Source organism: Kitasatospora sp. NPDC056327, from assembly GCF_042261735.1.
Taxonomy (GTDB): domain Bacteria; phylum Actinomycetota; class Actinomycetes; order Streptomycetales; family Streptomycetaceae; genus Kitasatospora.
This window is the reverse complement of record NZ_JBHJRC010000051.1, coordinates 19,965-36,551: the sequence shown is the minus strand read 5'-3', so window position 1 is coordinate 36,551 and position 16,587 is coordinate 19,965. Positions and strand designations below refer to the sequence as shown.

Genomic DNA, 16,587 nt, shown 5'->3' with positions numbered 1-16,587 from the left:
GTTCTCAAGGAACGGACGCTTCCTTCAGGCGGCTTTCACACCGGCCCTCCGGGCGCTTCGTTCTTTCGTGTCTCCAGCTTATCAGATGTTTTCCGTGCCATTTCCGGCGCTTCCCTCATCCAACTCGCTGGTGTCTTCTGCGGCTTGACGCCCCGTCCGACGTTTCAAACTCTAGCCGAACCCTGCTCCGAAAAGCGAATCCGACCGCAATCCACAAAAATGAACACGCCAAATAAACCCCGTGCGGGGAAGCGTTGATATTTCCAGAGGATTGGCCGCTCCGGGACCGTCCGCGCGAATGCGTGTCCGGTACTCCCTGCCAAGCGACTAGAGAACACTACCCCTCCCCCGCTGCTGGGGCAAGTCGTCGCTGGTCACGGCTCTGCCGTCATGGTGGTCAGCGATGCCTGGCGGCTGCCGCCCTCCGTGTGCACCAGAGCACCAGGAGGACCCCTCCGACGCCCACGAACAGTGCGGCGGCCGCACCCGCGACGGGGAGCAGCGGAGGCGCGCCGGTCACGGGCAGCGTCCCGGGCCGGACAGCGGTACTCGTCGGCACCACGGGGCGGGGGTGGGCCGGCAGGCCGAACGACAGCGGCGCTGCGAGCGGGTCACCGGCGGGCGAGCGCCCCATCGCGCGGCTCGGCGACGCTGTGGGCGAAGCGGACGGACAAGAGGAGGGCCCCGACGGCGACGGGGCACGTCGCCGGTCGGCCCGGTGCCGCCCGGGGCGGGGCTCACGGCCGGCCGGCGGGGCGTTCTCCCGGCAGTAGTCCCCCGGGCTCCACCCGCCCGCGAGGTCGGTGCGCGTCTCGCGGCCGCCCTCCGCCGGGAGCGCCACCCCCGGCGCGGCTCCCACCCCCCGGGCGGTCGCCGCACCGCCGGCACCGCTCCCCTCCGAAATCGCGGCCGGCCCCGCGAGCAGACCGATCCCACCGGCCCCGATCACCAGTGCGGCAACCCGCACGCCGTACAACGCCCGCTGCCGTGCTGGCCCCAAGGTCCCCACTCCCTCACCGACGGACACACGCCGCCCGGCCCGGCCGGGCCGTCCCAGCAGACCGGGAATCCGACTCCTCCGCACCGGGATCGGCCGTTTTTCACTTGTGCGTGTGACGTGCGTCCCGCACAGAATCCCCACCCGGTTCGAGCTCTGCACACAGGGACACGCACCCCTCCCGGGGCCGGGCCAGGACTCGGTCGCGGCGCGGTGGGGCTGGTGGCGGCAAGGATCGTCCGACGACGACCGAAGGATCCGCGCCGTGCCGGGCCGGCCCCCGGACACGGGACACGGGACACGACACGGCCGGAGCGCCCCGGACGGGATGCCGCAGGGGGTCAGGGGGTCAGGAGGGTGGTGATGGCGGCGGTGAAGGCGGCGGGGGTTTCCTGGGGGACGTTGTGGCCGATGCCGGGCAGGAGGCGGTGTTCGTAGGGGCCGGTGAAGGAGTCGCGGTCACCGGCGGCGCTCGGGCCGCCGACCCCGTCGGCGCCGCTCTCCAGGACCACGGTGGGGACCCGGATCGGGGGCTGGGCGGCGATGAGGTCTTCGAGCCCCTGGTAGCGGGGGTCGCCCTCGGCCAGGCCGAAGCGGTGGCGGTAGGAGTGGATCACCACCTCGACGAAGTCGGGGTTGTGCAGGCTGGGGCTGCTGGCGGGGAAGGCCTCGGCCGCCGCGGACCAGGTCGGGGACCAGGAGCGCCAGAGCAGTTCGCACAGGTCGTCACGGTTGCGCTCCAGGCCGAGCCGGCCGCGCTCCGAGTGGAAGTAGTACTGGTACCAGTAGGTGCTCTCCCAGGCCGGGGGCGCCGGTTCGCCGGCGTGGGCGAGGTCCTGGACGTTGTAGCCGTCGACGGTGACCAGGCCGCGGACGCGCTCGGGGTGCAGGGCCGCGGTGATGCACGCGGCCCTGCCGCCCCAGTCGTAGCCGGCGAGGACGGCACTCCCGATGTCCAGCGCGTCCATGAAGTCGAGGAGGTCCTGGGCGAGCGCCGCCTGCTGCCCGGAGCGGGGCGTGGCGGGGTCCAGGAACCGGGTCGGTCCGAAGCCGCGCAGGTACGGGGCGAGGACGTGGGCGCCGCGGTCCGCGAGACCTGCGGCGACGTCGTCGAACGCCCTGACGTCGTAGGGGAATCCGTGGAGGAGGATCACCGGTTCGGCGCCGGGGTCGCCGGCGGACTCGTAGCCGATGTCCAGTACTTCGGTCGCAACCCGTCCTGATGATGAGAAGGCCATCGTGCGATCATGGCACGGCCGCACTCCGCGGTCCCGGGAATTCCGCTCAGTAGAGGGCCTCGATGACGGCGGCGTAGCGGGTCTCGACGGCGCCGCGGCGGACCTTCTGGCTCGGGGTGAGGGTGCCGTCCTCCACGGTGAACTCGTGGTCCAGGACGGCGAGGGCGCGGGCCCGGGTGGCGGGGGCGAACCGGGCGTTGACGCCGTCGAGTTCGGCCTGGACGAGGGCGTGGACGGCGGGGTGGCGGGCCAGCTCGGGGAAGGGGGCGGCGATCCCCCGGGCGGTGGCCCAGGCGGTGACGGTGTCCTGGTCGAGGGTGACCAGGACGGCGGCGTGGGGGCGGCGGTCGCCCGTCAGGACGGCCTGGGAGACGTAGGGGCTGCGGCGGAGCAGGTTCTCCAGGGCCGCCGGGGCGATGTTCTTGCCGGCCGAGGTGATGATCAGGTCCTTCTTGCGGCCGGTGACGGTGAGGAAGCCGTCCTCGTCGAACGCGCCCAGGTCGCCGGTGTGCAGCCAGCCGTCGACGACGGTCTCGGCGGTGGCCTCCGGGTCGTCCAGGTAGCCGGCGAAGACGCCGGGGCCGCGGGTGAGGATCTCGCCGTCGTCGGCGATCCTGAGCTCGACGCCGGGCATCGGCCGGCCGACGGTGCCGTGGCGGCGCTCGCGGAGCCGGTTGGCGGCCATCAGGGCGCTGCTCTCGGTCATGCCGTAGGTGTCGAGCACGGGGATGCCGCAGGAGTCGAAGAAGTCGAGGATCTCCGGGGCGATCGGGGCCGCGCCGGTCGCGGCCATCCGGAGGCGTCCGCCGACGGCCCGGGCGACCTGCTCCGGGGGCAGGTCCCTGACGGCCGCGTAGGTCTTCTCGAACAGCCGAGGCGCGGAGGGCAGCACGGTCGGCCTGGCCTCGGCGAGTTCGCCGATCACGGCCCGGATGTCGCCGCCGAAGTAGACGAGGGCCGCGCCGTGGGCGAGGGCGGCCAGCTGGATGGAGCGGGACATGATGTGGGCAAGCGGCAGGTGGAGGTAGATCTCCTCGTCCTCGCCGAGGTCGTCCATCAGCGCGGCCGTCGCCCGGCAGGAGGCGCGCAGGTTGGCGTGGGTGATCATGCAGCCCTTGGGGCGGCCGGTGGTGCCGGAGGTGTAGATGACGGTGGCGGTCGCGGACGGGTCCACCGTACGGGCGAGGCCGTCGAGCCGGTCGCGGTCGGCGGCGGTCAGCGGGGCGCGCAGGTCGGCGAGCGAGCGGTGGGCCGGCGCGGCGGAGGAGCCGGACGACGGCGTGGCGGCGGGGTGGAAGAGGACGACGGTGTCGACGCCCGTGGCCCGCGCGGCGGCGTCGGCGCGGGCGGGGGTGTCGGCCAGGACGGTGCGCACCCGGGCGTGTTCGAGCACGAAGGCGCACTCCTCGGGCGAGCCGGTCGGGTAGACCGGGATGCTGACGGCTCCGGCGCGGGCGATCGCGAGGTCGCAGAGCGTCCAGTCGGCGCTGGTCTCGGCGAGGAGGCCGACGTGCTCGCCGGGGCGGACGCCGAGCCGGACCAGGCCGGCGGCCAGCCGGTCGACGGCCTCGGCGAGGCCGGTGTAGTCGAGGGTGTGCCAGGTGCCGTCGCGTTTGAAGCGCAGGGCGGTGCGCTCGCCGAAGGCGCGGGCGGCGAGGCCGGTGAGGTGGGCGAGGGTGGGCGTGTCGATCATGGCCACGGTGGTGCGTCTCCTTCGGGTGGCGGCGGGGGGCCGGGGGTGACGCGGTGCGGTGGTGCGATGGCTCGTCGGTTCGACGCTCCGGTGGGGCCTTCGGGTTGGCGGGCAGCGGGTCCGGAAGCGCCGGCGGGTCCGGGGGCCGGGGTCAGAGGTCGAGTTCGGTGTCGGTGATCGGGTAGGCGACGCAGGCGTGGGTGTAGCCGAAGCGCTCGTCGGACAGGCGCAGCCGGGCCTCGGTCGCGGTGTGCACCTGCCCCTTGACCACCCGGACCCGGCACAGCCCGCACTCGCCGGACCGGCAGGCCGCCTCCGGGCGGACGCCGGCGTCCTCCAGCGCGTCCAGCAGCGGCCGGTCGCGGCGGGTGCGGAAGCTGTGCCCGCGCGCGGTGACGGTGACCTCGGTGGCCGGGTCGGTGCCGGCCGGCCAGTGGGGCTGCGCGGTGGGGTCGGCGGGGGCGCCGTTGGCCTCGAAGCGGATCCGGCGGCGCGGGTGGCCGAGCGCGGCGAGCTGGCGCAGCGCGTACGGGTAGAGGGCCTGCGGCCCGCAGACGTAGACCGTGCGGCCGGCGAGCGGGCCCGCGAGTTCCTCGACGAGGGCGGCGGTGAGCAGTCCGGAGGGGCCGGTCCACCCGGCGGGCGGGTGCTGGACGACGTGGTGGACGCGGATCCCGGGGTGCTCGGCGGCGAGCGTGTCCAGTTCGGCGCGGAAGACGATGTCGTCGGCGGAGCGGGAGCCGTAGAGCAGGTGGAAGCGGCGTGCCGGGCCGCGGTCGGCGATCTCGCGGATCATGCTCATCGCCGGGGCGACGCCGGAGCCCCCGGCCAGGAAGACGACGTCCTCGCCGTGGAACAGCGGGTTGTGGTGGAAGGTGCCGGTGGGGCCGCCGGTGGTGAGGGTGTGACCGGGTTCGACGGTGTCGACGAGGTGGTTGCTGATCCGTCCGCCGGGCACCCGGCGCACGGTGAGGTCCCAGTGGTCGGGGCGGGCCGGGCTGGAGGAGATGGCGTACGGGCGGCTGGTGCCGGCGGCGGAGACGGCGACGTACTGGCCGGCCAGGAACGGCGGCAGGTCGCGGCCGTCGGGGCGGCGCAGCCGGAAGGTCCTGGTGCTGGGGGTCTCGGTGAGGACCTCCGCCACGGTGAGGTCGAGCCGTGCCGGGTGGTGGGCGCCGACGGCGGCGGCGGTGGCGGCCGCGATGGCGGCGGCGTCGTCCGGCGTGCGGGTGTCGAGGTCGGCCCGCACGGCGTCGTGCCCGTCGTAGCGCGGGGCGAGGGGGTGGCTCACGGGGTGCTCCGTCCTGGTGGGGAAGGTCGGGCGGCCGTCAGGCCGCGGCCCTGGCACGCAGCAGGCGGCGGGCGACGCGGGCGCCGGCTTCGAGGGTGGGCTGGAAGCCGCCCATGCCGGCCCAGGAGCCGGCCAGGTGCAGGCCGGGGACGTGGCTCTCGCGTTCGCTGTTGCGGAACAGCCAGCCCTCGGTGCGGTCCTGGTCGTAGCCGTAGATCGCGCCGCCCGGGTGGCCGAGGTAGCGGGCCATGGTGAGCGGGGTGGCGACGTCGACCTCCTCCACGGCGTCACGGATGCCGGGGGCGACCGCCTCGACCAGCTCCAGCAGGGTGTCGGCGTAGGCGAACTTGGTGCGGGCGTAGTCGGCGGGCGGGAGTGCCGCCCAGTGGTCGCCGTACTGGAGCGTCATCAGGCTGAGGTGGGTGGCACCGGACGGGGCGAAGCCGATCGGGGCGACGTCGTAGGAGGTGACGCAGATGCCGCGGGCGGGTTCCAGGCTGCGGGCGGCGGCGAAGGTGCGCTCGTCGTCCTCGTCGGTGTGGACGAAGGTGGTGCTGGTGGTGAGGCCGAGTTCGGCGGGAGTGGCGGCGACGCCCATGTGCAGGACGACCCCGGAGACGCCGACCCGGCGGGTGGCGAGGTCGGTGCGGACGGCGGCGGGCACGGCGTCCGGGCCGAGCATCGCGTAGGTGAGCGGGAGGGCGGCGTTGGAGACGACGTCCCCGGCGGTGATCTCCTGCCCGTCGTCCAGGCGCACTCCGCTCGCCCGGCCGCCCTCGGTGAGGATCGCCTCGACGGTGGTGTTGAAGTGGGCCCGGCCGCCGGCGGCCAGGAAGGAGTCCAGGATCGCGGTGGACAGCGCCTGGGAGCCGCCCATCAGGTGCCAGGGCTTGAACTCCAGGTAGGCGTAGAGGGTCAGCGCGAGGTCCTGGAAGGCGAGCCGGGCGGGCGGCTGGCCGAGGTAGGTCCAGTAGGTGCCGAGCACGGACTTGAGGCCGGGGTCGTCGAAGTGCTCGTCGAGCACGTCCCTGACCGGGCGCAGGCCGTACCGGAAGAGCACCGGGTCGACCTGCTCGGGCGGCATGCCGCGGCGGGCCGCGATCTGCCAGAAGGTGACGTCCCTGATCAGCCGGAGGAAGCGTTCGATCCGGTCGCGATTGCCGGGGAAGGCGGCTTCCAGGGCGTCGGAGGTGCCCTGCCAGTCGGCGGGCAGGGTGACGTCGAAGCGGCCGGGGACGACGGCCCGGTAGAGGTCGGGCTCCTCGACGAACTCCAGCTTGTCGGTGACGCCGAGCCGGTCGAACAGGCCGCGCAGGGTGAACGGCTGCCCCTCGGCGCCGACGCCGGAGAGCTGGTGGAGGGCGACCTCGAACTCGAAGCGGCCGCGGCGGAAGGAGGTGGCGCAGCCGCCGGGCAGGTGGTGCCGCTCGACGAGGAGGGTGCGCAGGCCGGCGAGCTGGAGGCTGGTCGCGGCGGTCAGTCCGGCGTTGCCGGCGCCGATGACGACCGCGTCGAAGTCGCTCACCGCTCCCCCGCGGTGGTGGGCGGCTGCTCGGGGGTGCCCGGCCGCTCCGGGCCGGCCGGGGACTGCGCCGCGGCCTCGGCGGCGATCCGGTCGAACTCGGCGGCCATCGCCGCGGCGAGCGCCTGTGCGCCGGAGAGCGGGCGGACCATCACGGTGAGTTCGTCGATCTTCCCGTCCTCGTCGAGGTGCAGGAAGTCGCAGCCCTGGAGCTGCTTCCCGCCCACGGTGGCGGTGAAGACGAGGGCGTGGTCGCGGGCGTCGGGCTCGCCGATCTCGCGCACGTAGCTGAAGTCCTCGAAGACGCGCAGCACCGCGCGCAGGATCGCGGCGGTGACCGCCTTGCCGGGGTAGGGCTTGAACGCGACGGGGCTGGAGAAGACGACGTTCTCGGCGAGGAGCTCGGTCATCGCCCGGGCGTCACGGTCCTCGACGGCCTTGCGGAAGGGGTGCACGGACTCGCTCCCTAATCATCGAATTGAATAGGTGTACTGGTGAGTATGGTGCGGGCTCGGACGGAATGTCCAGAGCCGCCCGGGGGCCGTCCGCACCGCCCCGCCCGCGGCCGGACCACCGGCCCCGGCCACCCCTGACACACCTTCGCGATTAGTCGTCCTGTTGACTAGGTGGTGCTACCTTGACCGCATGGCTCTGAGAAACGCGGTGATGGCGGCCCTGCTGGAGGGCGAGGCCTCCGGTTACGACCTCGCCAAGGGCTTCGACGCCTCGGTGGCGAACTTCTGGATGGCCACGCCCCAGCAGCTCTACCGCGAGCTGGAGCGGATGGAGGCCGAGGGGCTCATCTCGGCCCGCGTCGTCCAGCAGGAGAAGCGCCCCAACAAGCGGCTGTTCTCCCTCACCGGGGCCGGCCTCGCCGCCGTCCGCGCCTACACCGCCGAACTCCCCGGCCGCCCGAGCACCATCCGCGACGAGCTGCTGGTCAAGGTGCAGAGCGTGGACGCGGGGGACGCCGGCGCCGTCCGGGCCGCCGTCGCCGAGCGGACGGAGTGGGCGCGCGCCAAGCTCGCCCGCTACGAACGCCTCCGGGCGAAGCTGCTCGACGGGCGTACCGAGGAGCAGCACCTGGCCGAGGCCGAGCGGATCGGGCCGTACCTCACCCTGCTGCGGGGCATGGCGTTCGAGCGCGAGAACATCCGGTGGGGGGAGACGGCCCTGAAGGTCCTGGCCGGCCGCGCGGCCTTCCACGGCTGAGCCGGGCCCGGGGCCGCGACCGGCCGGGGCACCGACTCGGGCACCGGCCAGGACACCGGCACAGGAACCGCCCCGGGCACCGGCCCGGGCACCGGACGAGGAGCCGGCTCAGGGGCGGTCCTGCCGGAGCAGCTCCCGGAGGGCGGGCGGCGCGGACTCGGGGAGGGCCTCCGCCAGCCGCTGCCGGAAGCCCGCGACGCCCGCGGCGAGCGGCGGCGCGAGACGGGCCAGATCGGCGAGGTCGGCGGCCAGTTCGGCGATCCGCCCGGCGGGCGGGCCCAGCCGGAGGAGGTCCTCGAACCCGCGCTCCGCCTCGTCCCGGCGCGCCGTCAGGCAGTGGACGAGGAAGAGGTTGCCCAGGTCCGCGATCGTGTGGGAGAGCGGCCCGGCCGGCGCGGACCCGACCAGCTCGACCACCCGGGCCAGCTGGGCGTCCCGGCCCGGGTCCCCGAGGGCGTGCAGCACCACCGCCTTCTCGTAGTGGTACCAGGCGTCCTGCTCCAGGCCGATGGCCCGGTCCAGGCCTGCGGAGGCCTCCTCGTAGCGGCCCAGCAGACGGTGCACGAGAGCACGGCTCACGATCAACCAGCCGACGTCCGGGGCGAGGGCGACCGCGCGGTCCAGGTCGGCCAGCGCCTCCTCGTGGCGCCCCAGCATGCGGAGCGTCTGGCCCCGGTCGCCGAGCCGCTGGACGTCCCCGGGAACGAGTTCGAGGGACCGGTCGAAGTCGGCGAGCGCCTCCTCGTACCGGCCCACGGCGGCCAGTACCGCGCCCCGCTTGCCGATCGCCCACTGGTACTCGGGGGCGAGGCCGATCGCCCGGTCCAGATCGGCCAGCGCCTCCTCGTACCGGCCCGCCGCGTGGTGGGTCTCGCCCCGGCTGGCGATCGCCCACGCGTAGTCGCCGTTCAGCGCGACGGCGCGGTCGAGGTCGGCCAGCGCCTCCTCGTGGCGCTCCAGCACACGGAACGTCTCGCCCCGGGAGGCGACGATCCAGTCTCGGTCGGGGTCGATCCCGACGGCGCGGTCGAAGTCGGCCAGCGCCTCCTCGTACCGGCCCAGCCCGTAGTACGTCTCACCCCGGGAGGCGACGATCCAGCTGTCGCGGGGGGCGGTCCCGACGGCGCGGTCGAAGTCGGCCAGCGCCTCCTCGTACCGGCGGAGCAGCCGGTACGTCTCCGCGCGCGTGGCGATCACCTCGTGGTCCCCGGGATCGTCCGCGACGACCCGGTCGAAGTCGGCCAGCGCCTCCTCGTGGCGTCCGGCCAGGTGCAGGGTGATGCCGCGGCCGCGGAACGCCCCGGTCGATCCGGGCTCCAGGGCGAGCGCCGCCCCGAAGTCGGTGAGCGCGCGGTCGTAGGCCCCGGCCTCGACGTGGCTCCGGCCCCGCAGCCGGTGGCCGTAGGCGCGGCCGGCCGGGTCGAGCTCGGCGTGGGAGACCAGCAGCGTCAGGACGGCGAGGCCCGGGTGCGGGTCGGCCACCGCGGTCAGCAGGCGCTCGCCCCACTCGCCCACCTCGGCGGCGTCCGCGTCCCGGCCGGCCCGCTGCAGGGTCTGGGCCCAGCGGCGGAGGGCCTCCGGGTCGTAGTCCTGGACGTTGAGGAGGTCCCGGAGGGCGTGCGGCAGGGCCCGGCGCGGGTCGGCGCAGAGCCGGTGGTAGGTCTCCTGGAGACGGTGGGCGCGCCAGCGGTCGTCCCTCCACCGCCGTTCCCCGGTCCGGTCCTGCCACTGCCGGAAGGTGTCCGCGAGGCGGGTGTGCTGCTCCTGCCAGCGGGCCGGTGACTGCCGGCGCTGCAGGCGCAGCATCGCCGTGCGGACGACGTCGTGGTAGTGGCAGCGGCCGGCGCGGTCGATGACGAAGGGCATCGACCGCAGCCAGCGGAACAGTTCGCGGGCCTGCGGGTCGTCCACGGCCGCGCGGTAGACGTCCTCGTCGAGTTCCTGCGGGAGCGCGCAGGCCAGGGCGGCCGCGCGGCGGGCGGGCTCGGTCTCCCAGCGGAGGAAGCGCTCGACGGCGGTGCCGCTCGGGTCGCCGACGTCGGCCGCGTCGGCCGGGCGGGCCTCGGCGAGGGTGGAGACCAGCAGCGGGAGGCGGCCGGAGAGCCGCAGGATCACCTCGACGGTGCGTTCGTCGGTGACGTTGCTGGCGGCGAGCAGCCGGCGGGCCTCGGCCTCGGTGAACGGCTCCAGCGGCAGGTCGGCGACCACGTCGTGCCAGTCGCCCCAGTGGCGCGGGTCCAGCCGTGCCCGCCCGGCGGTGACCACCAGCACGTTCGCGGGCAGCTCGCCGTAGCGGTCGGTGACCAGGACGTCCCGCAGCCACTCGTCGAGCAGCGGGCCGGTGCGCTCGTAGGTGTCGAGGAGGAGCACCAGCCACGGCCGGCGCTGCGCGGCCTCGGCGAGGTCCTGGAGGAAGACGGGGGTCAGCACCTGGAGCGGGGAGAGCACGAGCTGCGCGTCGTCGTGGCTGCGGAAGCGGGCGCTGAGCAGCCCCCGGAGCTGTTCGGCGCTGGCCGCGACCTGGTTGGGGTCGAGCGCGCCGGTGAACGCGCCGACGCCGGGGATCATGCCCATCCCGACCAGACCGATCCGGGAGGCGATCACGGTGGCCGGCGCGGGGCCGGACGGGGCCTCGCCGTCGGCCGGTCCGGCCGACGGGGTCAGGGCGCCACCGGCCGGACCGGCGGTCGCGCCGGAAGCGGCGGCGGCACCGGCGGCGGCCTCGTGGCGGCGCTGCCGGTAGGTGGCCAGCAAGCGGTCGAGCCGCTTCAGGGGCGCGCCCTGCTGGGCGAGCTGAACGCCGACGGCCCGCATCGCCTCGACGGCGTCGGTCACGGCCTCGTCGACGTACCCGGTGACGGCTCCGGCATCGCGGGCGGCGTTCTCCAGCTGGCGCACCAGGGTGGACTTCCCGACGCCGCCGGGGCCGTGGACGTGGAAGAGGAACTGCGCGAGCTCCTCCGGCGGCTGCTGGAGGGCCTCCCGGAACAACGCCAGCTCATCGCGCCGGCCCACGAATCCGCTCCGCCGCCGGCGGCGGATGAGTTCCTGCCGCGAGAGCCCCTGTCCCTGCCCCTGTCCCGCCACTCGCCGCCCCTCCGCAGACCCCACGCGACTGCGGGGAATCCTGCCACAGGCCGCCGGGGCGCGGAGTCGGGGCCGGAGGGCGCGGATCGTCCGGCGGAACGTCCGGAGGAACGGACGGGAGCGTTCGGAGGAACAGGCGGCGGAGCGTTCAGCGGGACGTCAGAGGCCGCGGAACATCACGTGCTGGCCGACGAAACCGTGCTCGGGGTGGTCGAAGACGCCCGGGACGGTACCGATCACCTCGAAGCCCAGCGACTTCCAGAGGTGCACCGCGGGCTCGTTGGTCTCCACGACGGCGTTGAACTGGATTCCCCGGAAGCCCTGCGCCCGGTGCCACTCGACGACGTACTCGCCGAGCGCCCGCCCGACGCCCCGCCCCTGGTAGGCCGGGTCGACCAGGAACGAGGCCGTGCCGATGTGGGCGCCGCGGCCGGGCTTGTTGGGGCCCATCTTCGCCGAGCCCGCGACGACGCCGTCCAGGACGGCCACCACGGTCAGCCCCGGCGGCTGCTCCATCCACCACGGCCGCGCCTCGTCGAGGGTCTGCCCCTCGGGGAAGGCGTACGTCCGGCCCTCCGCCATGATCGCGGAGTAGAACGGGTAGATCTTCGGCCAGTCCTCGTCGGAGGCGGTGCGGATGTCCATTCGGCACAGCCTACGGACGGGCCGCCCGGACCGCCCGGCCTTTTCCACGGACGCCGGGCGGCATCCGGGCGGGCCGGGGGCCTTCGCGGGGCCGGGCGGCGGGGCGGCCGCCGGAGGCGTCAGAGGCTCAGCGCCGTGGGCTGGGCGTCCGGCCGCATCGCGGCGTCGGTGCCGCCGTCGACGAACAGGGTGGCCCCGGTGGTGAAGCGGGCCTCCGGGCGCAGGAACTGGTGGACCCAGAACGCGATGTCCTCGGGCCGGCCGAAGAGGCCCAGCGGCATCGGGGTGGGGAAGGAGTCGGCGTCCGGCTCCTCGGTGACGCCGGTGGACCCGAGCATCAGCGGGGTGATCACCGCGCCGGGCGCGATGACGTTGAGCAGGACGCCCTCGCGGGCCCACTCCGGGGTGACCGCCGTGCGCCGCACCCAGCGGGCCAGGGCGAACTTGGAGGTGGCGTAGGCCGAGATGCTCGGCGCGGTCCGCGCCAGCTCGGTGGGAAGGCCCGCCTGGGCCGCGCGGGCGTGCTCGCGGGCCGCGTCCTCGTCACCCGCGAGGAGCAGGCCGACGAGGGTGTCGTCGATCATCGGGACGGTGGTGGAGGAGTTGGAGCCGATCACGACGGCGCGCCCCGCCGAGGAGCGGGCGAGCGCCGGGCGCAGCCCGTCCAGCAGGGCGACCGGGCCGAAGTAGTTGATGGAGGCCACGGCACCGGCGTCCTTCATCGCGGGACCGACGCCGGCCACCGCGGCCACGCCGTCCAGGACCCCGCCGGAGGCCTCCAGGACGCCCTGGACCGCGGCCCGGCGGCCTTCGGGGGTGCCGAGGTCGGCGGTGATGTCGGCGTCGCGGAGGTCGACGCCGATGACGGTGTGACCGGCTTCCCGGAGGAGGGCGGCGCTGGCGGCGCCCATGCCCGACGCGGAACCGGTGACGGCGTAAGTACCCATGGTGCGGAACCTCTCGATCACTGTGCGCACAGGCGCACGGACTGGCGGGACACCACTCCGGACGCTCGCCAATCGCCTTTCAATCACTGATTGGATAGTAACGCGGGTTCGTGTGGTGCAATAACGACATGCCGGATGGAACAGCCCAGGCCCCGAACCCGACCCCGGACCCCGCGCCGGCCTCAGGGCCCGCGCCGGCCGCGGATCCCGCCTCGACCCGGGACCGCCTGCTGGCGGCGGCCGAGCGGCTCTTCCTCCAGCGCGGCGTGGGCCAGGTGTCGGTCCGGGCGGTCAACGCGGAGGCCGGCCTCAACCCCGGCGCCGTCCACTACCACTTCGGCTCCCGCGAGGGCCTGGTCACGGCGCTGCTCGGCCGCGAACTCCTCCCCCTCTGGCAGGACCGGCTGGAGGCGGCCACCCTGCACCCGGGAGCCCCGGGGCCGGAACAGGTGCGGACGCTGGTCACCGCCGTCGTCGAGCCCTTCGACGAACTGGTGCGCACCGAGCGCGGCCGGATGCTCTGCCGCCTGCTCGCGCAGACCATGCTCGCCGCCGACCGTCCGCTCCACGGCTCCCCCTGGGCGGGCACCGCACCGTTCGAGGTCGTCCTCGGCCGGGCCCTGCCCGACCTCACCGTGCGCGAGATCGCCGACCGCTGGCGGCTCCTCTTCACCACGCTCCTGGAGACCTACGGACGCCCGCTCGCCACCGACGCGGCCTCCGCCCCCAAGCCCTGGTTCCCCGAACTCCCCACCGTGGTCTCGTTCCTGACGGCCGGTCTGACCGCCCCCCAAGCGTCCACCGGGAACGCCGCCCGCACCCCGGACCCCCGCTGACCCGACCCGCACCCCTGCGGACCGCACCGCTCCTCCGCCGACCGGCCCGGTCCTCCCAGCTCCGGGGCCCGAGCCGCCCCGGCACACGGACGCACGCCGGGAAACGGCCGTATGCGGATCCCATCGTCCCGCAGCCCGATTTGGCCGATCGACTGCGGAGCCTGACCGTTCTGCACCACAATCGCTGCCGTGACGTTTGCGGACACCGGCGTGTCGCCCCGTTCCGAATCGAGTTGTGCCAAGGGATGAAGCCACGGATTTTCATCAGCCATGGCGCCGGCAGAGATCCCGAGGTCCGACAGGTTCTGACCCTCCTCGAACCCTCCTTGACCGAACGCGGCTACAGCGTGTTCGTCGACGCCGAGGGGCTGCGTGTCGGCGACAACTGGAACCAGCGGCTCTACGACGAGATGTTCGGCTGCGACGCGGCGATCGTCCTGCTCGGACCGAACACCGTCGGCATGGCCGCTCCTGCCGGAACAAGCGAGGACACCGCCGGGAGCACCACCACCGGTCCGGCGTCCCGAGAGATCTCGTGGTGGGTCCTGCGCGAGTCCGAGGTGCTCGTGGCGCGACACAGGGCCGGCAGTCTCCCCACCGTCCTCCCCGGCCTGGTGGGGAAGGTCACCACCTCCGCCGCCCGCAAGAACGGCTTCGCCTCCATCATGTCGCTCCAGGCGGCGAAGTCGGCAAACTCCCTTGCTGAGGAGGCGGGTTCATCACCGGATGACGTCGCCAAGCGCATCCTCGAAGAGATCGCCCCGATCAGAGCCACGATCGACGGGGCCGGCAACTGGGCGCAGCGGATAGCCGACTTCCTCCGGACCGCGCGGTCCGTCAACGGTGAGAGCTACGTCGCGGCCGCCCAGGAAGCCGGCCTCCCCGACGACGAACTGTTCCACATCCGATCCATGATCGGCTCGGAGCTGTTCCTTGCCCACCGTCTCCTCTCCGGCGAGTTGCACCAGAAGCTGCCTGGAATGATCGCCAGACTGCGGCCCAACCTGGACAGCGACAATCTGCGCCACCTCGCCGACGAGATCCTGCCCGCCTGGGTGAACGATCAGGCCGCACGGATGCTCGCCCCCGGCGGCCACGACTCCGTTCCCCGCCCGAGAACCGCGCCCGATCAGCCGGAACCGGAGTCCGACACCTGCACCGGTACGGACATGGCCGGACCGGCCAGGATCGTGCTGATGGACGTGACCATGGCCTGGACCGCCGAGCAGTACGTCCAGCGATCCGTCCACAACGAACCCGCCGCCTACAGCCTCCATTCGGTGCCGGAGGACATACCCACGGACGACAGCCCCGTCGCCGAGGCGTTGGAGGCACTCTGCCGGACCATGCTCCGGAGGGTGTTCTCCGTGCCGTCGTGGATGCCCGTCAATGCGGAAACGGTCCGGCCGGACCCGGGGGTCCGCAACTATCTGGTCCTGCACGCAAGGGAGTTGACCACCGAGGACCTGACTGCCGTCACTGGCGCCCTGCACCGGGACTTCCCGTGGCTGGTGGTGATCGCCCTGACCGGCAGGAACGAGGGCGCCGAACCGTTCCGGGTCGCCGATTCACCGAGTGTCCTCACTGTCCGTCCGGCGTTGAGTCTGGCAGACGAACAGCGGGCCCGCCGGCTGAAGCACCGGATCGACGAGGTCATCGCGCCGCGGAACGCCTACTCCTGGTTCAACTGATGGAAGGACCAGACATGCTGGAGGGACAGGAAGTGACGGAGACGCCGGGAGCAACGTACTCCACACCCGGGCCGATCGACACGCCGGACCGGCGCGACGGCTCCGTGTACGTACCCTCCAACGACGTCGAGCTGGCGGTCGACGTCGCGCTCGCAACCGGGAGACCACTGCTGCTCCGGGGCGAGCCGGGCTCGGGGAAGTCCTCGCTGGCCCCCTGGGTGGCCAAGCGGCACAACTGGCGCTACTACGAGCACGTCGTGACCTCCCACACGCGGGCCAAGGACCTGCTCTGGACCTTCGACAGCGTCCGCAGACTCGCGGACGCCCAGGTGCTGCGCACCGTCCGGGGCCGACCGTCGGCCAGGTACGACGCCGGCTCCTACGTGGTTCCCGGACCGCTCTGGTGGGCCTTCGCACCCCGTTCGGCGGCTGCCACCGCCGGCGCCGCGGCGCGCCGCGGCAGGACCAACCGGCTGAGGCCGGCCCGCGACCGGAACCAGGACCGGCTTCAGCACTGCGCCGTCGTCCTGATCGACGAGATCGACAAAGCCGACCCGGACGTGCCGAACGGCCTCCTCGTACCGCTCGCGTCCAACGAGTTCTTCGTCACCGAGACCGGCACTCACGTCACGGTGGAACCGACCACCGACGGCTCCCCGGACGCCCCCCGGCATCTCATCGTGATCACAACCAACGACGAACGGATGCTCCCCCAGGCGTTCCTGCGCCGCTGCGTCATCGCCGAGCTCAAGCACCCTGACTCCGTGAGCGAGTTGGTCGACATCGCCAAGTGCCACCTTGAGGCCCGGCTCCCGGCCGTGCAGCAGGAGGACCTGGACCTCGCCACGGAGGTCGCAAAGGAACTTCAGTCCCTGCGCTCGCACTTGAGGCCCAAGGGCATCCGGCTGCCGAGCACCGCCGAGTACCTGGACGCCCTGTGGGCCTGCCGTTCCCTCGGCATCGTCCCCACCGCGGACGACCCGCGCTGGAAGACCCTCAAGGGCCTGACCCTGGTCAAGCGCCAGCAGTTGGGGGACTGACCGCCGTGGAGCGCACCGCGGCGGTGCCGGCCACCGTCCCGCAGCCCTCCGCCAGGATCCGGCTCACTGGTGAGACCTGGCTGGGGGACCTCGCGCTGGCACTGGCGGCCCTCGACGTCCCGGCGGACGACACAGCCCGCACCGCCCTCGTCGCGGACCTCCTCGGCCTGCGGCTCCCGCCGGAGGCCGCCCGGGCCCTACCCTCTCGGCGTCTCCCGGCCCCGGCACCCGCTCCTGCAGCACCGCCACCGACCCCGCCCTCGCCCCAGGTCCCGGTCGGACACGAACCGGCTCCCCAGGGCGGGGAACCCCGAGCATCCACACCCCTTCCCGGTCCTGTGCCCTCGAAGGAACCGCTGCGGCTCCTGCAGCCTCTGGCCGAGACACC

The 16,587-nt window shown here is 73.7% G+C and carries 12 protein-coding genes; 4 read left to right on the top strand and 8 right to left on the bottom strand.

Features of this window, described 5'->3' with window-relative positions:
* Nucleotides 1–1,338: 1,338 nt before the first annotated feature.
* From ACFCX4_RS10765 to ACFCX4_RS10745, 5 genes are all read right to left on the bottom strand, one after another.
* The gene (locus ACFCX4_RS10765; RefSeq protein WP_376140586.1) at nucleotides 1,339–2,235 is read right to left on the bottom strand and encodes an alpha/beta fold hydrolase; all 897 of its coding nucleotides are present in this window, start codon (nucleotides 2,233–2,235) and stop codon (nucleotides 1,339–1,341) included.
* 46 nt (nucleotides 2,236–2,281) lie between these two features.
* Nucleotides 2,282–3,928: an AMP-dependent synthetase/ligase gene (locus ACFCX4_RS10760; RefSeq protein ID WP_376140588.1), complete on the bottom strand. Its 1,647-nt coding sequence runs from the start codon at nucleotides 3,926–3,928 to the stop codon at nucleotides 2,282–2,284.
* Between the two features lie 151 nt (nucleotides 3,929–4,079).
* Nucleotides 4,080–5,219, bottom strand: coding sequence for an FAD-binding oxidoreductase (locus tag ACFCX4_RS10755; protein ID WP_376140584.1), 1,140 nt, complete (start codon nucleotides 5,217–5,219; stop codon nucleotides 4,080–4,082).
* A gap of 37 nt (nucleotides 5,220–5,256) precedes the next feature.
* Nucleotides 5,257–6,744 carry a phytoene desaturase family protein gene (locus ACFCX4_RS10750; protein ID WP_376140582.1) on the bottom strand — a complete coding sequence of 496 codons (1,488 nt, stop codon included), beginning with the start codon at nucleotides 6,742–6,744 and terminating at the stop codon, nucleotides 5,257–5,259.
* Nucleotides 6,741–7,196, bottom strand: a complete 456-nt coding sequence (locus ACFCX4_RS10745) for a nuclear transport factor 2 family protein (protein ID WP_376140580.1) — start codon at nucleotides 7,194–7,196, stop codon at nucleotides 6,741–6,743. The genes ACFCX4_RS10750 and ACFCX4_RS10745 overlap by 4 nt, the downstream gene beginning before the upstream one ends.
* 190 nt (nucleotides 7,197–7,386) lie before the next feature.
* Here ACFCX4_RS10745 and ACFCX4_RS10740 point away from each other — a divergent pair, with 190 nt between their 5' ends.
* A complete protein-coding gene (locus ACFCX4_RS10740) occupies nucleotides 7,387–7,953 on the top strand; it encodes a PadR family transcriptional regulator (protein ID WP_376140578.1) in 567 nt (188 codons plus the stop codon).
* Nucleotides 7,954–8,061: 108 nt separating this feature from the next.
* On the opposite strand, the gene ACFCX4_RS10735 is transcribed toward ACFCX4_RS10740, so the two are convergent.
* The 3 genes from ACFCX4_RS10735 to ACFCX4_RS10725 form a co-directional block, all read right to left on the bottom strand.
* On the bottom strand, nucleotides 8,062–10,968 hold the full coding sequence (locus ACFCX4_RS10735; RefSeq protein WP_376140576.1) for a tetratricopeptide repeat protein: 2,907 nt from the start codon (nucleotides 10,966–10,968) through the stop codon (nucleotides 8,062–8,064).
* A gap of 231 nt (nucleotides 10,969–11,199) precedes the next feature.
* A complete protein-coding gene (locus tag ACFCX4_RS10730) occupies nucleotides 11,200–11,685 on the bottom strand; it encodes a GNAT family N-acetyltransferase (protein WP_376140574.1) in 486 nt (161 codons plus the stop codon).
* Between the two features lie 119 nt (nucleotides 11,686–11,804).
* Entirely contained in the window at nucleotides 11,805–12,632 is an 828-nt protein-coding gene (locus ACFCX4_RS10725; protein WP_376140572.1) for an SDR family oxidoreductase, read from the bottom strand.
* Between the two features lie 128 nt (nucleotides 12,633–12,760).
* On the opposite strand from ACFCX4_RS10725, the gene ACFCX4_RS10720 reads away from it, so the two are divergent.
* The 3 genes from ACFCX4_RS10720 (at nucleotide 12,761) to ACFCX4_RS10710 (ending at nucleotide 16,199) form a co-directional block, all read left to right on the top strand.
* Entirely contained in the window at nucleotides 12,761–13,468 is a 708-nt protein-coding gene (locus tag ACFCX4_RS10720) for a TetR/AcrR family transcriptional regulator (protein WP_376140570.1), read from the top strand.
* 245 nt (nucleotides 13,469–13,713) lie between these two features.
* Nucleotides 13,714–15,159, top strand: coding sequence for a toll/interleukin-1 receptor domain-containing protein (locus tag ACFCX4_RS10715; RefSeq protein WP_376140569.1), 1,446 nt, complete (start codon nucleotides 13,714–13,716; stop codon nucleotides 15,157–15,159).
* A 14-nt stretch (nucleotides 15,160–15,173) separates the two neighbouring features.
* Nucleotides 15,174–16,199, top strand: coding sequence for an AAA family ATPase (locus ACFCX4_RS10710; RefSeq protein ID WP_376140567.1), 1,026 nt, complete (start codon nucleotides 15,174–15,176; stop codon nucleotides 16,197–16,199).
* Nucleotides 16,200–16,587: the final 388 nt, after the last annotated feature.